The organism is Streptomyces sp. NPDC006134 (genome assembly GCF_040628835.1).
In the GTDB taxonomy this organism is placed as follows: domain Bacteria; phylum Actinomycetota; class Actinomycetes; order Streptomycetales; family Streptomycetaceae; genus Streptomyces.
This window is the reverse complement of the sequence record NZ_JBEXTV010000061.1, coordinates 34127-48250: the sequence shown is the minus strand read 5'-3', so window position 1 is coordinate 48250 and position 14124 is coordinate 34127. Positions and strand designations below refer to the sequence as shown.

The 14124-nt window shown below is 75.7% G+C and carries 13 protein-coding genes; 6 read left to right on the top strand and 7 right to left on the bottom strand.

Annotation, left to right across the window (positions count from 1 at the left end; genetic code table 11):
- Positions 1-53: 53 nt before the first annotated feature.
- A complete protein-coding gene (locus tag ABZ340_RS30425) occupies positions 54-1118 on the bottom strand; it encodes a glycosyltransferase family 9 protein (RefSeq protein ID WP_358785075.1) in 1065 nt (354 codons plus the stop codon).
- Positions 1115-2218: an NAD-dependent epimerase/dehydratase family protein gene (locus tag ABZ340_RS30420; RefSeq protein WP_358785073.1), complete on the bottom strand. Its 1104-nt coding sequence runs from the start codon at positions 2216-2218 to the stop codon at positions 1115-1117. Before ABZ340_RS30420 ends, ABZ340_RS30425 begins: the two co-directional genes overlap by 4 nt.
- Before the next feature lie 457 nt (positions 2219-2675).
- On the opposite strand from ABZ340_RS30420, the gene ABZ340_RS30415 reads away from it, so the two are divergent.
- Positions 2676-4040: an MFS transporter gene (locus ABZ340_RS30415; protein WP_358785072.1), complete on the top strand. Its 1365-nt coding sequence runs from the start codon at positions 2676-2678 to the stop codon at positions 4038-4040.
- Between the two features lie 461 nt (positions 4041-4501).
- Here ABZ340_RS30415 and ABZ340_RS30410 read toward each other — a convergent pair whose 3' ends face one another.
- Positions 4502-5029 (bottom strand): hypothetical protein, encoded by a 528-nt coding sequence (locus tag ABZ340_RS30410; RefSeq protein WP_358785071.1) that lies wholly within the window; start codon positions 5027-5029, stop codon positions 4502-4504.
- A gap of 253 nt (positions 5030-5282) precedes the next feature.
- The gene (locus ABZ340_RS30405; RefSeq protein WP_358785070.1) at positions 5283-5606 is read right to left on the bottom strand and encodes a hypothetical protein; all 324 of its coding nucleotides are present in this window, start codon (positions 5604-5606) and stop codon (positions 5283-5285) included.
- A 241-nt stretch (positions 5607-5847) separates the two neighbouring features.
- Here ABZ340_RS30405 and ABZ340_RS30400 point away from each other — a divergent pair, with 241 nt between their 5' ends.
- Positions 5848-6729: a fructosamine kinase family protein gene (locus ABZ340_RS30400; protein ID WP_358785074.1), complete on the top strand. Its 882-nt coding sequence runs from the start codon at positions 5848-5850 to the stop codon at positions 6727-6729.
- Positions 6730-6769: 40 nt separating this feature from the next.
- Here ABZ340_RS30400 and ABZ340_RS30395 read toward each other — a convergent pair whose 3' ends face one another.
- Positions 6770-8428 carry a catalase gene (locus ABZ340_RS30395; protein ID WP_358785069.1) on the bottom strand — a complete coding sequence of 553 codons (1659 nt, stop codon included), beginning with the start codon at positions 8426-8428 and terminating at the stop codon, positions 6770-6772.
- Between the two features lie 366 nt (positions 8429-8794).
- Here ABZ340_RS30395 and ABZ340_RS30390 point away from each other — a divergent pair, with 366 nt between their 5' ends.
- The gene (locus ABZ340_RS30390; protein WP_358785068.1) at positions 8795-9124 is read left to right on the top strand and encodes a putative quinol monooxygenase; all 330 of its coding nucleotides are present in this window, start codon (positions 8795-8797) and stop codon (positions 9122-9124) included.
- A gap of 81 nt (positions 9125-9205) precedes the next feature.
- On the opposite strand, the gene ABZ340_RS30385 is transcribed toward ABZ340_RS30390, so the two are convergent.
- Positions 9206-9442, bottom strand: a complete 237-nt coding sequence (locus ABZ340_RS30385) for a hypothetical protein (RefSeq protein ID WP_358785067.1) — start codon at positions 9440-9442, stop codon at positions 9206-9208.
- Between the two features lie 331 nt (positions 9443-9773).
- Here ABZ340_RS30385 and ABZ340_RS30380 point away from each other — a divergent pair, with 331 nt between their 5' ends.
- The 3 genes from ABZ340_RS30380 to ABZ340_RS30370 are packed head-to-tail and all read left to right on the top strand — an operon-like array spanning position 9774 to position 12332.
- Positions 9774-10436 carry a TetR family transcriptional regulator gene (locus ABZ340_RS30380; RefSeq protein WP_358785066.1) on the top strand — a complete coding sequence of 221 codons (663 nt, stop codon included), beginning with the start codon at positions 9774-9776 and terminating at the stop codon, positions 10434-10436.
- Positions 10437-10443: 7 nt separating this feature from the next.
- Positions 10444-11247: an SDR family NAD(P)-dependent oxidoreductase gene (locus ABZ340_RS30375; protein WP_358785065.1), complete on the top strand. Its 804-nt coding sequence runs from the start codon at positions 10444-10446 to the stop codon at positions 11245-11247.
- A 44-nt stretch (positions 11248-11291) separates the two neighbouring features.
- Positions 11292-12332 carry an NAD(P)-dependent alcohol dehydrogenase gene (locus ABZ340_RS30370; protein ID WP_358785064.1) on the top strand — a complete coding sequence of 347 codons (1041 nt, stop codon included), beginning with the start codon at positions 11292-11294 and terminating at the stop codon, positions 12330-12332.
- 196 nt (positions 12333-12528) lie between these two features.
- Here the strand turns inward: ABZ340_RS30370 and ABZ340_RS30365 are convergent, their stop codons facing one another.
- Positions 12529-14085 carry a helix-turn-helix domain-containing protein gene (locus ABZ340_RS30365; RefSeq protein ID WP_358785063.1) on the bottom strand — a complete coding sequence of 519 codons (1557 nt, stop codon included), beginning with the start codon at positions 14083-14085 and terminating at the stop codon, positions 12529-12531.
- Positions 14086-14124 lie beyond the last annotated feature (39 nt).

Genomic DNA, 14124 nt, shown 5'->3' with positions numbered 1-14124 from the left:
GGCGGCCCGGCGCCGGGCCGCCCCTTCACACGCCTCACAGACGGAGAGCGGGGTCAGGTGCCCTTCGCCAGCAGGTCCCGTACGGCCCGGGCCACGTCCTCGGGTGACGCCTCGTCCCACGGGTGCCCGGGGCCGGCCGGCGGGCACGGGCGGGTCCGGGAGCCGAGGAGGACCGCGGGCACCCAGTACGGGGCCCGGCTCTCCGCCGGGGCCGCGAGGGCGGCCGGGGTGACGACCGGGGTGCCGACGGCGGCGGCGAGATGGGCCGGTCCGGCGGCCCCGGTGACGACGGCGTCGGCGTTGCGCAGCACGCCCGACAGCACCCGCGGCGTCGTACGGCCGCCGAGGTCGACGGCTGTGGCGCCGCTGACGCGGCGGGTCAGGGCGGTCTCGCCGGGGCCGCCGGTGACGACCACGCGGTGCCCGGCGTCGGCGAGCAGGGCGACCGCCTCCGCGCAGCGCCCGGCGTCCCAGGCCCGGGACGGGTCTTCGGACCCGGGGTGGACGACGACGTAGGGGCCGTTCCCGGTGAGGGGGGCGGTGTCGGGCGCGGGCAGCACGCGGAGCCGGCCGTCGTCGCCGGTGCGCAGGCCGAAGCCCATGGCGGCGGCGGTGTCGAGCGCCGTCTCCGCCTCGTGCCGGCCGGGGCGGCGGGGAAGGCGGACGTCGAGGAGGCCGTCGGTGCGGCCGGTGCCGTCGGCGTGAGGGTCCTCGGTGCCCGCGGCGGTGGCGCCGATACGGCGTACCCGGGCCGTGCGCAGCAGCCGCGCGGTGGGCAGCGGGTTCTGCGGCTGCGGGGCGAGGACGAGGGCCACGTCGTACGCCTCCTCCCGCAGCCGCCGGACGACATCGTCCGTGCCGTCCGTGCCGTTCGCGCTGTCCGGGCCGCCCGGTCCCGCGGGGGCGGCGGAGGGCGGGCCCGTGCCCTCCGCCGGTGCGTGCGCGGGGGTGTCCCACACCACGACGTCGTCGACGTGGGGCAGCAGCCGGGCGGCGGGAGCTCCGCCGGGGTCGCACAGCATGGTCACGTGGGTGGCCCGGGTGGCCACGGCCCGCACGGCCGGGCCGGCCAGCAGGACACCGCCGAAGCCGCCGGGACGGGCGACGAGCGCCTTCACATCCACCACTCCCCCTCGCCGCCGCCCGTCACCACCGCCGGCACGGGCTCGGCCCGCTCCCGGAAGGAGGCGACGGTGCGGGCGAGCCCTTCCCGCCAGGTCACTCTCGGCATCCAGCCGAAGATCTCGCGGGCGAAGCCGGTGACCGGGCGAGGCGGCCCGGGCGGGTCCGGGGGGACGTCGGCGTGGATCACCGGTGGGCCGGAGCCGGTCAGGTCGGCCGAGCCGGTCAGGTCGGCCACATGGCGGGCGATCTCCAGCTCCGTCGGCATCTCGTCGCCGCCGATGTCCACCGGCCGGACGGACCGGCCGGCCGCCACCAGCAGCACCCCGTCCACCATGTCGTCGACGTGGCACAGGGAGTGGGGGCGGCTGCCGTCACCGGTGACGACGAGCGGCTCTCCGGCCAGGGCCGCGGCGATGAAGCGGCCCGGCACACCGCCGTCGTCGGTGCGCATGCCCGGCCCGTACACGGTGAACAGCCGGACGATCCCGGCGTCGCTGCCGTGATCGGCCGCGTGGGCGGCGACCAGGGCCTCGGCGAACCGGGCGGCCTCGGCCTCCATGCGGTACGGGCCGACCGGGTCGGCCGGGTCATCCAGGTCGGCCGGGGCGGCGCCGGACTCCCCGGGGACGTGGTGCCCCGGGTGCGGGGACGGGCCCGCGGCGTGGCGCACCGGGGGCGCGGAGGCGAGCAGGAAGCGGGCGCCGTCCCGGTCGGCGACGGCCAGCGCGGTGCGCGTCCCGAGGCTGCCCGCGTCCAGCAGGGCCAGGGGCCGCTCGGGCCAGGCGTCCGGGCAGGCGGGCCCGGCCAGGTGCAGGACCAGGTCGTAGGGGCCGGGGAGGGCGTCGGCGGAACCGGGGCCGGCGAAGTCGAGGAGATCCCGTTCGAGGAAGCGGAAGCCCCGGCGGCCCGCGAGGTGGGCCACTCTCCCGGCCCGGCCGGTCGAGAGGTTGTCCAGGCAGTCGACTTCGACTCCTGAATCGACGAGGCGGGTGCACAGGTGCGAGCCGAGGAAGCCCGCACCCCCGGTGACCAGGGCCCGGTTCCAGGGCGCCCGGGCCTCGGTCCTCGTGGAGAACGCCGCCGTCGGCATCATGGGACGACCTTCCTTCCCCTGCGCGGCACTGACGACGGCACCACGAGTGCCCCACCGAGTCGCCTTCATACGCCGACGCCTGCCGCGCCCCTCCCGCCGGGCACCGGCGCGCCGCACCGGCGCGGGGCACCGCCCGGAACCGGCCGGAACCAGTCGGAACCGGTCGGCGAAGGGCCTGCCGCTGTGTCCGCCGTCACCCGTCCGGTACCGGGCCGGGGCGCCCGGCCGGGCCTGTGATCAACCACACTCACCGCGCCAAGTGCCAGGCCGGGGACGGTGGTTGGACGTTCGCCGGGAGCGTGGCGGCGGTGTGCCGGCACCGACTCGGCGGCCCGCTCTGCCACCATGGTCGGCGCCGTCTCCCGGCTCTTCGGAGCGGCCGCGCAACGCAGCCGGCCTTCCTCGCTCCGGCTCCCCTTCCGCCCGGGTCCTCCGGCCCGTCTTCGAGTAGCGCACTGTGTCTTCCTCCCCTTCCCCCGCCCTGCCCGCTCCCGCGTCCGGCTCCGCCGCCGCGCCGTCCAAGGCCCCCTCGCACTCGCCCTGGCGGTCCCTGAGGTACCGCAGCATGCGCTGGTGGTCCTTCGCGAACTTCGTGTCGAACGCCGGCACGTGGATGCAGCTCACGGTGCAGAACCTGCTGGTCCTGCAGATCACCGGGTCCGCCGCCGCGACGGGGCTGTCCATGTCCGTGCAGGCCGCGCCCGCCCTGCTCATCAGCGTCCTCGGCGGCGCGGCCGTCGACCGCTGGCCGCGCAGGCTGACCGCCGCCGTCAGCCAGGCGCTGCTCGGAGCCGTCGCCTTCGTGACGGCCGTCCTCGTCGCGCTGGACCGGCTCGACATGACCTCGCTGATGGTGCTGGCGGCCGTGACCGGCGTCGTCGCCACCGTCGACGGCCCGGCGTGCGCCCTGCTGGGCAACGACCTCGTCCCGAAGGAGGACCTCCCCTCCGCCATCGGCGTGGGCGCGCTCGTGCACCAGGCGGGGCGCCTGGCGGGCGCCGCGCTGGCCGGCGTCGCCGTCGGCCTGCTCGGCACGGCCTCCGCCTACGCCGCGAACGGGCTGTCGTTCCTGTTCGTGGCCTCGGTCATCCCCTTCCTCCGACCCGTGCCCGGGGCGGCCCGGGAGACCGGGAGCGGCGGCGGGCGGACCGCGGGCCGTCCCGCCGCGGACGACCTGAGCGTGCGGCAGGGCCTGGCGTTCTTCGTCCGGCGGCCCCGGCTGCTGGCGCTCGCCGGCATCACCGGCATCAGCGCGGTCTTCGGGCGCAACTACGCGCTCACCCTGGCCGTGCTCGTCACCGGGCCGCTCGCCGGCGGCGCCGGTGCCTTCGGCACCGTCTCCACCGTCCTCGCCATCGGCGGAATCGTCGGTGCGGTCCTGGCCGCCCGGCTGCGCCGGCCGTCCGTGCGGCTCGTGGGCGCGCTGGCCGCCGCGGGAGGACTGCTGCAGGTGGTGGCGGGGCTGTCGCCCTCGCTGGCGGTGCTGCTGGCGCTGGTGCTGCCGATGGCCGTGGTGGAGTCCGTCTCCGACACCGCCGGCCGGGCGGTCCTCCAGACCGATCCGCCCGCCCACCTGCGCGGACGGGTGCTCGGCGTGTGGGGCAGCGTCGGCACGGTGTGGAGCCTGGGCGGACCGCCGGCGCTCGGCCTGCTGATGGAACTGGCCGGTGCGCGCGGCGCCCTGATCACCGGCGGTCTGCTCATCGCGTGCGCCATCGGCACGGGCCACCTCCTCCACAAGCGCCGGGACACGGCCCCCGTGGCCGTGCGGACGGAGGAGGGCGGCCTGCCGGGGAAGGCGGCGCTGGGGACGGCGGCCTGAGGGGCGTGCGGGGACGTGCGGGGGTCGCGGGGGCGTGCGTGTGGCCCCCCTGTGGCCTCTGTACGGCCGCCCCGCGTGATCCCTGTACGGGGCCGCCCCGCGTGATCCCTGTACGGGGCCGCCCCGCGTGATCCCTGTACGGGGCCGCCCCGCGTGATCCCTGTACGGGGCCGCCCCCTCCGTGGTCCCTGTACGGCCGCCCCGCATGGTCCCTGTACGGCCCCGCCGTCCACGGGTACGGCCGCCCGTTCGGGCAGGCGGGGGCTTCACCACCGTGCGAGGGCCCGCCACAGCCGGGAACGACCCGCCAGGGCACGGAGGGCCGATCCGTCACGGCGCGGGAGCGGTCCGCCAAGGCACGGGGAATCGATCCGTCACGGCGCGGGAGTGACCCGCCACGGTGCCCGCGGGCCGCTGCGGCGTACGGGGACGGGGTGCGGGTCGGCCGAGGGCCCCGGGTGTCAGGCGGCGAGGGACTGTTCCGGGTCCAGCCGGTCGAGCAGCTGGGCCCGGTGCAGGTCGGCCACGGGGGCGAGAAGGTCGGGGTGGCGCAGCAGGGCCGCGGCACGGTGGTCGCGGTCGTCGGGCGCGACCAGGCGCCGGAACTCGGCCGGCGTCACCGCCGAGGAGCCGTCCTCCCCGAGCGCGGCCACGGCCAGGGCGGCCAGTTCCGGGTCGGTGAGCAGGCAGGCCGCCCAGCTCGCCACGACCTCGTCGACCCAGGTGCGCCAGGCGTCGGCGTCCGGGTCGCCGGCCCCGGCGCCGTCGGCGCCCGTGATCCAGTCGAGCCGGCCGGAACCTCCCGGTCCCGCCATGCCCATCAGGGCGGCGTCCATCGGCGTCGGGTAGCGCAGCCAGGCCGCGACCGTCACCGCCTGCCGCGCCTGGACCTCGCACAGGGCGGAGGCCAGGGCGCCGCCGGGCGCCGGGTAGGCACGGGTCAGCCACTGGGCGGTGGCCGCGATGACCGGGGAGAGATCTGCTTGCACTGCCGGGCCGTCCGAACTGCTCGTCGAGGGACACGGGACTGCACAGCACGGTAGCCCGCGGCTCCGGGCCGCCGACATGGCCCGGGTCTCCTTCGCGGCGTGGCTTCGGCCACATACGGCTCGCCGGCCCCCTGTGGCCCGTCGGCCGCATACGGCGGCGCCATCGGGCCCGTACGGCGGTGCATCGGCCGTACAGGTGGCAGATCGGCCCGCACGACGGCCGTCCGCCCGTACGGCCTCCGCCCGGGTCAGGTCACCACGGCGTGGTGGTGAAGGCCGGCTGGCGGGTGGCGTCGGCGGCGTCCCGCAGGTGCAGGGCGACGCTGATGAGGGCGCGCAGCGCCGAGGGGCGCATGCTCTGGGCGCTCTCCGCGGCCAGCACCAGCAGGCTGGCGGCCGCCTGTTCGACGACGGAGACGGAGAGCGTGTAGTTGCTGCTCTCGGCCTGGCGGAAGGCGCGCCAGGGTGCCGCGGCGCCGTCGATGGCCCGGTGCACCGCCTGTTCCAGGTGCTGGGCGGCCTGTTCGCAGAGGGAGGCGGGCAGGGTGATGGTGCGGTGGAACGATGCGCTCGTCATGGTCCCACTGCTCCCCGGTCTGCCGGTGCCCGACCGGCGCCGGGAGGGTTTTTCACCGGGTCGAAGCGTTTTTCACCGGGTCGCCGGACGCGGGTGCCGTCCGACGGCGACCCCCGCCGCTGCCGAAGCCGAAACCGGAACCGGGGCCGAAACCGGAACCGGAACCGGAACCGGCGGAGCATGGCCGAGTGGGCTGTCCCGGCGGACGGAATCGGGCCCTACGCTGGTCGCCGTGCAGGGTATGGCATCCACGGTGACGGAGTCGGACGGTGAGGGGCCGGGGGCGGTCGCGGCCCGGTTCACGGGGCGGGCGGTGACCGGTGAGCGGCGGCTGTCCGCCGCGCTCGCCGAGGTCACGCTCGACGGCGGGCGGGTGGTGATGGTCAAGCGCGGCGACGGCGACGGGGCCGTACGGGCCGAGGCGGCCGGGCTGCGCTGGCTGGCGGATGCCGGGACGGTCCCCGTGCCGGCGGTGTACGGGGAGGACGGTCACTGGCTGGTGACCGGGCGGGTGCCGCAGGGCCCGCCCGGCGCCCGGGCGGCGGTCCGGTTCGGCCGGGAGCTGGCCGCGCTGCACGCCGCCGGGGCGCCCGCGTTCGGCGCGGCGCCGCCCGGCGGGCCGGAGGAGGCGTACATCGGGCTCGCCCCGATGCGGAACGCGCCCGGCACGGACTGGCCGCGCTGGTACGCCGAGCACCGGGTGCTGCCGTATCTGCGGCGCGCGGTCGACGGCGGGACCGTCCGCCCCGCCGAAGCAAGCGTCGTCGAGCAGGTGTGCGAGCGGCTGCCCGGGCTGGCGGGGCCCCCGGAGCCGCCCGCGCGGCTGCACGGCGATCTGTGGAACGGCAATGTGCTGTGGGGCGCCGACGGGCGGGTCTGGCTGATCGACCCGGCCGCGCACGGCGGGCACCGGGAGACCGACCTGGCGATGCTGCGCCTGTTCGGCTGCCCGCACCTGGAGGAGATCCTGGACGGCTACCGGCAGGCGGCGCCGCTCGCCGAGGGCTGGGCCGAGCGCGTCGGCGTGCACCAGCTCTTCCCGCTGCTGGTGCACGCCGTACTGTTCGGCCGGGGCTACGCCGAGCAGGCCCTTTCCGTGGCCCGCGCGGCGCTCGCCCGGTGACCTGGCCCTGGCTCTGGTCCTGGCCCTGGTCCTGGACCGCTCAGCGGGTCACCACGTGCCGCTCGTCGGGGACGCAGTGGGTCATGGTGAGGCCCTCCACGTCGCGCGGCGGGTTCTTGCCGAGGTTGGACAGCCGCTTGCGGTCGTCGTCGGTGAGGTCCTGGCCGGCCAGGGGTTCCAGGCCCGCCACGTCCTCGGGGCCGATGCCGAGGCCCTCGCCGACCCGCAGCCCGAGGTCGTTCTCGACCAGCAGGAAGTGCCACACCATGCGCTCCTGCACGGGCCGGTCGCACTGGGACAGCATGGTGACGAGGTTCTTCACCAGGTCGTCCCGCTCCCACTGCTCCATCAGCAGATAGCGCTGCCCGGCCTGCATGTAGTCGTTGGTCCGCGGGATGCGCTTGCGGGTGAGCCGGCCCCGGATCTCGGGTCCCTGCTCGTCGTGCGTGGGGTACTCGGCCTCGCGCAGGCCGCCGGTGATCGACGGCTCGTAGTTCACGGACGGGTTCTCGCCCGCCCCGTCGACGTGGTACGTCATGAAGCCGTCGCGCTGGTTGGTGCGCACCTGGGCGTTCTTGGCCTGGTTGACGGGGAGCTGGAGGTAGTTGGGGCCGACCCGGTAGCGCTGGGTGTCGCTGTAGGAGAAGGTCCGGCCCACCAGCATCTTGTCGTCGGAGAAGTCCAGGCCGTCGACGAGGACGCCGGTGCCGAAGGAGATCTGCTCGTTCTCCGCGAAGAAGTTCTCCGGCATCCGGTTCAGCACCATCCGGCCGACCGGCTTGGGCGGGAAGTCCTGCTCCGGCCAGGTCTTGGTGTCGTCGAGCGGGTCGAAGTCCAGCTCCGGGTGGTCGTGGTCGTCCATCATCTGGACGAGCAGCTCCCACTCCGGGTAGTCGCCCCGCCCGACCGCCTCGTACAGGTCCTTGGTGGCGTGGCCGAGGGTCTCGGCCTGCACGTTGGCGGCGTCCTCCGCGGTCATGCTGCGCACGCCCTGCTTGGGCATCCAGTGGTACTTGACGAGCTTGGTCTCGCCCTCGGCGTTGACCCACTTGTAGGTGTTGACGCCGAAGCCCTGCATGTGGCGGTAGTCCGCCGGGATGCCGCGCGGGCTGAAGAGGTTGACCAGCATGTGCATCGACTCCGGCGTCTGCGACATGAAGTCGAAGATGCGCCGGGGCTGCTGCTCGAAGGTCACCGGGTCCGGCTTGAGGGCGTGGATGACGTCCGGGAACTTGATCGCGTCCCGGATGAAGAAGACGCCCAGGTTGTTGCCGACCAGGTCCCAGTTGCCGTCCTCGGTGTAGAACTTCACCGCGAAGCCGCGGGGGTCGCGGGCGGCCTCGGAGGAGTCGCGTCCGCCGATGACGGTGGAGAAGCGGATGGCCAGGTCGGTGCGCTTGCCGCGCTCCTGGAACAGCTTGGCGCGGGTGTAGCGGCCGATCGGCTCGTCGCCCCAGCTGCCGTACGCCTCGAAGAAGCCGTAGGCGGTCACGCCGCGGGCGTGCACGACCCGCTCCGGGATGCGCTCGCGGTCGAAGTGGCTGATCTTCTCCAGGAACTGGTAGTTCTCCAGGGTGGCGGGGCCCCGGGCGCCCACCGTGCGCTGGTTCTGGTTGTCGTAGACCGGATGTCCCTGCCGGTTCGTGAGCACCTTGCGGTCGTCGCCGGGTACGGGACCCTGGCTCGATACGTCCGTCATGGTTCGCGGGCTCCTTCGACTCGTGGCTTCCGTCGGGCGTGGTCCTGGCTGCGGGCAGCCCTCATCCGCCGGCGGTGGGGAACCCGAGTACCCGGTCCAGGGGTGTCACTCACCCGCCGGCGAGGGGCACCACCCGGCACCCAGCCTCCGGCCGGCCGGCGGCCCGCGCCAGCCGGGGAACGCGAGCGGGGCACCGCCGTGCGGCCGAGCGGGGAACGCGAGCGGTCACCGTCGTGCGGCCGGACGGGGAAACCGGGCGGCAGCGCAGTCCGGACCGGTCCGGTCCGGCGGGACCGGCACCGCGCGCACCGCCGCGCGCCCGGCCCACGGCTGGCCGCCCCCGGCCGTCCGGCGCATGGTGGAGGCATGATTTTCATCGCCGTCCGTTTCACCGTCCGTCCCGAGCTCGCCGACACGTGGATGTCCCTGGTGGGGCCCTTCACCGAGGCCACGCGCGCCGAGCCGGGCAACCTCTTCTTCGACTGGTCGCGCGGGATCGACGACCCCCACCGGTTCACGCTGCTGGAGGCTTTCGCGGACGCCGCCGCGGGTGCGGCCCACGTGGAGTCCGACCATTTCAAGGCGGGGCTGGCCGCCATGGCCGGCGCGATCGCCGAGACGCCGGAGATCATCAACGTCGACCTTCCCGGCCGGCACGGATGGGACGCCATGGCCGAGCTGTCCCCGCGGCGGTGACGCCCGGGACGCGCCCCCCGGACGGGCGAAGGCCCGGACACCGGTACGTCCTCGGTGTCCGGGCCCTGCGGTGAGCCGTGGTCAGCCGCCGTTCAGCCGCGCGCGCAGAAGCTTCTTGCCCAGTTCGGCGCCCTTGCGGCTGTCCGCCTGGGCCTTGCGGAACAGCTCCGCGACCTCGGTGTCCTTGGCGCGTTCCGCGTCCTGGATGTAGCCCTCCAGGCGCAGCGCGTTGCTCAGGCACGATTCGACGTACCAGATCAGGTTGTAGTCCTTGTCCTGCGTTCCGGTCACGCCGCCGGTCTCCGCGCCACTGGTCATGCGGGCCTCCTCTTCACCGTTCTCGTTCTTTCGCCGTACCGGCACCGCCGTACGGGCTTCGCCGGACCGGTCGCCGGGTCCGCCCGGCTCTCCGGCCCACCGGGCCGGCCGGGGCGGCTCCCTCCGGCGCGGGACGAGTACCCCTCCTCCGCAGAAGCACACGGCGCCGTCGGCGGACGGCTGAACTGCCGGACATGCGGACATCCGGGCCTCCGGACGGCCGTGTCCGGGCGCGACGCACGGCCCGCCGGGCATCCCATGTCCCGTCGAGTCCCGCGTCCCAGCGAGACACATGTCCCAGCGGGACATCTCCGGGTGTACGCTCGAAGCCATGACGGCAACGGAGCCCACCACCGCCCCGGAGGACCGGCGGCAGCGCAAGGCGCGGCAGACCCGCCGGGCGCTGGCCGCGGCGGCCTGCGAGCTGATCCTCGACCGCGGCCTGGCCGCGACGACGGTGGAGGCCATCGCCGAGCGGGCGGACGTCACGCGGCGCACCTTCAGCCGGCACTTCGCCGGGAAGGAGGACGCCGCCCTCGACTTCGTCCGCCGCGACGGCGACCGGATCAACGAGCTGCTGCGGGCCCGCCCCGCCGCCGAGCCGCCCCTGGCGGCCTACCGCGGGGCCGTGCGCGCCTGGCTGGCCGACCGGGACGACCCGGCCTGGCACGTGCGTCCGCAGATGCGCCGCCTGCTAGCCCTCGTCGACAGCGAGCCCGCCCTGTTCGCCGCCTACCAGCGCATCCGGGTCGACGCCCAGGAGGAGTCCATCCGGATCGTCGCCGAACGGCTCGGCGCCGACCCCGGCCGGGACGTGCGTCCCGCCGCGGTCGTGGACGCCGCCGCCGGAGTTCTCGTCGCCGCGCTGCGCCAGTGGGCCCGCGGCGACGCCGGCCCGGGAGCCGCAGACCTCGCCGCCCTCGTGGAGCGGGCCTACGACGCCCTGGTCTCGGAGGCCGCAGCCGCGGCCGCCGACAGCACCACGAAAGTGTGAGAGCACCATGAGCACCACCACCAGCAGCAGCAGCAGCACCAGCAACCCGTCCGCGGCCGGCGCCGAGTTCGCCGGGCGGACCGCGTTCGTCACCGGCGCCGCGTCGGGCATCGGCCTGGCCACCGCCCGCCGCCTGGGCGCCGGCGGCGCGAACGTCGTCATCGCCGACTACAACGCCGAGGGCGCCGGGAAGGCCGCCGCCGACCTGAAGGCGGAGGGCGTCTCTGCCGCCGCGGTCGAGGTGGACGTCACCCGGCCGGAGTCCGTCGAGGCGGCCGTGCGCTTCACCGTCGACACCTTCGGCGCCCTGGACCTGGCCGTGAACAACGCCGGCATCGGCGGCCCGAGCGCGCCGACGGGCGAGTACGACGTCGACGCCTACCACCGGGTCGTGCGCACCAACCTCGACGGCGTCTTCCACTCGATGCGCTACGAGCTGCCGGCCATGCAGGCGGCGGGCCGCGGCGGCGCCATCGTCAACGTGGCCTCCATCCTCGGCTCGGTCGGCTTCGCCGGCTCCCCCGCCTACGTCGCCGCCAAGCACGGCGTGGTCGGACTGACCAAGACGGCCGCCGCCGAGTACGCCGCCCAGGGCATCCGCATCAACGCGGTCGGCCCCGGCTTCATCGACACGCCGCTGCTGAAGTCCATGGACCGGGCGGCCTACGACGGCCTGGTCGCCCTGCACCCGGCCGGACGCCTCGGGCGCGCCGAGGAGGTCGCCGAGGTGATCGCCTTCCTGCTGTCGGACCGGGCCTCCTTCGTCCACGGCAGTTACCACCTGGTCGACGGCGCCTACACCGCCGTCTGATTCCCGGCCGTGTCACCAGGGGGGCAGAACAGAGGAGTTCGATCATGAAGGCTCTGCAGTACCGCACCATCGGCGCCCCGCCCGAGGTGGTCACCGTTCCCGACCCCGAGCCCGGTCCCGGCCAGGTGCTGCTGAAGGTCACCGCCGCCGGCGTGTGCCACTCCGACATCGCGGTGATGAGCTGGCCCGCCGAGGGCTTCCCCTACGAGCTTCCGCTCACCCTCGGCCACGAGGGCGTCGGCACGGTCGCCGCGCTGGGCGCCGGCGTGACCGGCCTGGCGGAGGGCGAGCCGGTCGCCGTGTACGGGCCGTGGGGCTGCGGCACCTGCGCCAAGTGCGCGCAGGGCAAGGAGAACTACTGCCTGCGCGCCGACGAGCTGGGCATCCGCCCGCCGGGGCTGGGCCGGCCCGGGTCGATGGCCGAGTACCTGCTCGTGGACGACGCGCGGCACCTCGTCCCGCTGGACGGGCTCGACCCGGTCGCCGCGGTCCCGCTGACCGACGCGGGCCTGACGCCGTACCACGCGATCAAGCAGTCCCTGCCCAAACTGGGCCCGGGCTCGACCGCGGTGGTCATCGGCACCGGCGGCCTCGGCCACGTCGCCATCCAGCTGCTGCGTGCCCTGACGCCCGCCCGCGTCGTCGCCCTCGACGTCAGCGAGGAGAAGCTGCGCCTGGCCCGCGAGGTCGGCGCCCACGAGACGGTCCTGTCGGACGCCCGGGCGGCGAACGCGGTGCGGGAGATCACCGGCGGCCTCGGCGCCGAGGCGGTGTTCGACTTCGTCGGTGTGGAGCCCACCGTGAAGACCGCGGGCGCCGTCGCCGCCGTCGAGGCGGACGTGACGCTGGTCGGCATCGGCGGCGCGGCCCTCCCGGTCGGCTTCGGCCTGCTGCCGTTCGAGGTGTCGGTGAAGGCGCCGTACTGGGGCACCCGCGCGGAGCTCATCGAGGTGCTGGCGCTGGCCCGGTCCGGCGTGCTGTCGGTGCACACCGAGACCTACTCCCTCGACGACGCCCCGCTCGCCTACGAGCGCCTCCACGCCGGCGCGGTCAACGGCCGCGCGGTGATCCTGCCCCACGGCTGATCCGCGGCGCTCCCCCTCCTGTGCGCCGGGCCCGGTCCGGCGGCGGCGCCGGGCCGGGGCGAAGGAACGGGGGCCGGCCGGCCATGGGGGCCCGACCGGTCCCCCGTGCCGGTCGTGCCCCCGCGACCCGTCGAACCTACGTGCAGCGGTCCGCCGTTGTGAAGCGCGCCGGTGCCCGCTGCGAGGGCGGCGGGACTCACCTGTGCACAGGTGAGTCCGGAGAGCACCGGTTCGTCCCGCCGAGGACGGGCGGGTCCAGCTCCCCGGCCGCCAGGTGGGCGAGCACGACCTCGTACAGGTCGCTGCCCCCGGCCAGCAGGCGGCGTTCCAGGACGGGTTCGGCGCCGCGCAGGTGTTCGCGCACGGTCTGGGCGTGGACGCCCAGCGTCCGCGCGGCCCGCTCGGCGTGGGCCCCGGCCGCGATCCAGGTGCGCAGCGTGCGGCGCAGGTCCCGGGTGTCCTGCTCCAGCCGTCCCAGCAGGTCGTCGGCCCAGGCACGCAGCGCGGGCCCGGTCAGCAGGTCGGTGAGCCCGGTCCCGGACGGACCGGGGCCGCCGTGCCCTCCGTCGCCTCCCTCTCCTCCGTTCAGGGGGTGTCCCTCGTGGACGGCCCGGGAGTTGAGGGCGAGGTGGACGGCGGCGCGGACGGTGAGGTCGGCGAAGTCCGTGCGCAGCAGGTCCTCGACGCGGTCCATGCGGGCGCGGACGGTGTTGCGGCTGACGCCGAGCACCTTCGCCGCGCTGACGGCGGTGAACTCCAGCCCGAGGCGGGTGGTGGCGAGGAGTTCGGCGCGGATGTGGTGCGGCAGCGGATCGAGGGGGCGCAGCAGACCGGCCGTCCAGCCGCGCAGCACCGCCGGGTCCATCAGGCGCTCGGGGTGGGTGCGTTCGGCGTGCACGGCCGCCCGGCCGGGGCGGAAGCGGGCGACGGCGAGGGCGCTCACGGCCTGCCCGTAGGCGGTGGCGGTCCGGGCCAGGCTCTGCCGGGCGCTGCCACCGAGGTAGGTGCCCGGGCGCCGGCCGACCAGGGAGCGCAGCGCGGCTCCCGCCGTCTTGTGCGGCGTCAGGACGATGACGTGGGCGTCCTCGGCCGGGCAGCGCACGACCAGGGCCTGCTCCCGGGTCGCCTCCTGGCACTCCTCGGCGAGCCGGTCGCGCTGCCCGGGGCCGCTCTCGACCACGTAGACGTGGGCGGCGTCGGTGTCCAGCAGGCCCGGCCAGAGGCCCGCGGCCACCCGGCGCGCGGAGACGGTGTCCTCCACCATCAGCAGTTGCAGGATCGCCAGCCGCAGGTCGGCGGCGGCCCGCCGCAGCCGCCGCCCGGCCGTGGCCGACGCGTCGGCCGCCAGCAGGAGTTCGAGCACCTGGGCGGTGTGCGTGACGATGTCGGCGGCCGTCCGGTCGAAGGGGGCGGCGCTGCGCACCGCGAGGACGGCGGGCGGTTCCGGGTGAGGCCGGTCCACCCGGACCAGCCTCAGGTGCCGGCCCCGGTCCTCGCAGGCCGCGGAGGCGATGCGGCCGGCCGTGATCTGTGCGACGAGGGTCTCGTCCAGCGGTGTCCGCACACCGGCCAGCAGGCCGCCGTCACCGTCCTGGAGGGACACCGACGCCCGCAGGGTGCCGGCGAGCCAGGCGGCGACCCTGCCGATGTCGCGCCCGGCCGGCCGCAGATGGTCCAGCAGCTCCGCCGCCCATGCCCGGCGCCCGCCGGTCGTCCGCTCCCCCGTGCGTGCCCCGTCCGCTCGGCCCGCCACGTCGGTCTTCTCCCTGCTCGTTTTCCGTCCGGTGTCTTC

Bases quoted from the DNA above. Each gene is read 5' to 3' on its own strand.
- ABZ340_RS30385 (WP_358785067.1), bottom strand. From the start codon at position 9,442: ATGACCAGTGGCGCGGAGACCGGCGGCGTGACCGGAACGCAGGACAAG.
- ABZ340_RS30420 (WP_358785073.1), bottom strand. From the start codon at position 2,218: ATGATGCCGACGGCGGCGTTCTCCACGAGGACCGAGGCCCGGGCGCCC.
- ABZ340_RS30395 (WP_358785069.1), bottom strand. From the start codon at position 8,428: ATGACGGACGTATCGAGCCAGGGTCCCGTACCCGGCGACGACCGCAAG.
- ABZ340_RS30405 (WP_358785070.1), bottom strand. From the start codon at position 5,606: ATGACGAGCGCATCGTTCCACCGCACCATCACCCTGCCCGCCTCCCTC.
- ABZ340_RS30375 (WP_358785065.1), top strand. From the start codon at position 10,444: ATGAGCACCACCACCAGCAGCAGCAGCAGCACCAGCAACCCGTCCGCG.
- ABZ340_RS30380 (WP_358785066.1), top strand. From the start codon at position 9,774: ATGACGGCAACGGAGCCCACCACCGCCCCGGAGGACCGGCGGCAGCGC.
- ABZ340_RS30400 (WP_358785074.1), top strand. From the start codon at position 5,848: ATGGCATCCACGGTGACGGAGTCGGACGGTGAGGGGCCGGGGGCGGTC.
- ABZ340_RS30390 (WP_358785068.1), top strand. From the start codon at position 8,795: ATGATTTTCATCGCCGTCCGTTTCACCGTCCGTCCCGAGCTCGCCGAC.
- ABZ340_RS30370 (WP_358785064.1), top strand. From the start codon at position 11,292: ATGAAGGCTCTGCAGTACCGCACCATCGGCGCCCCGCCCGAGGTGGTC.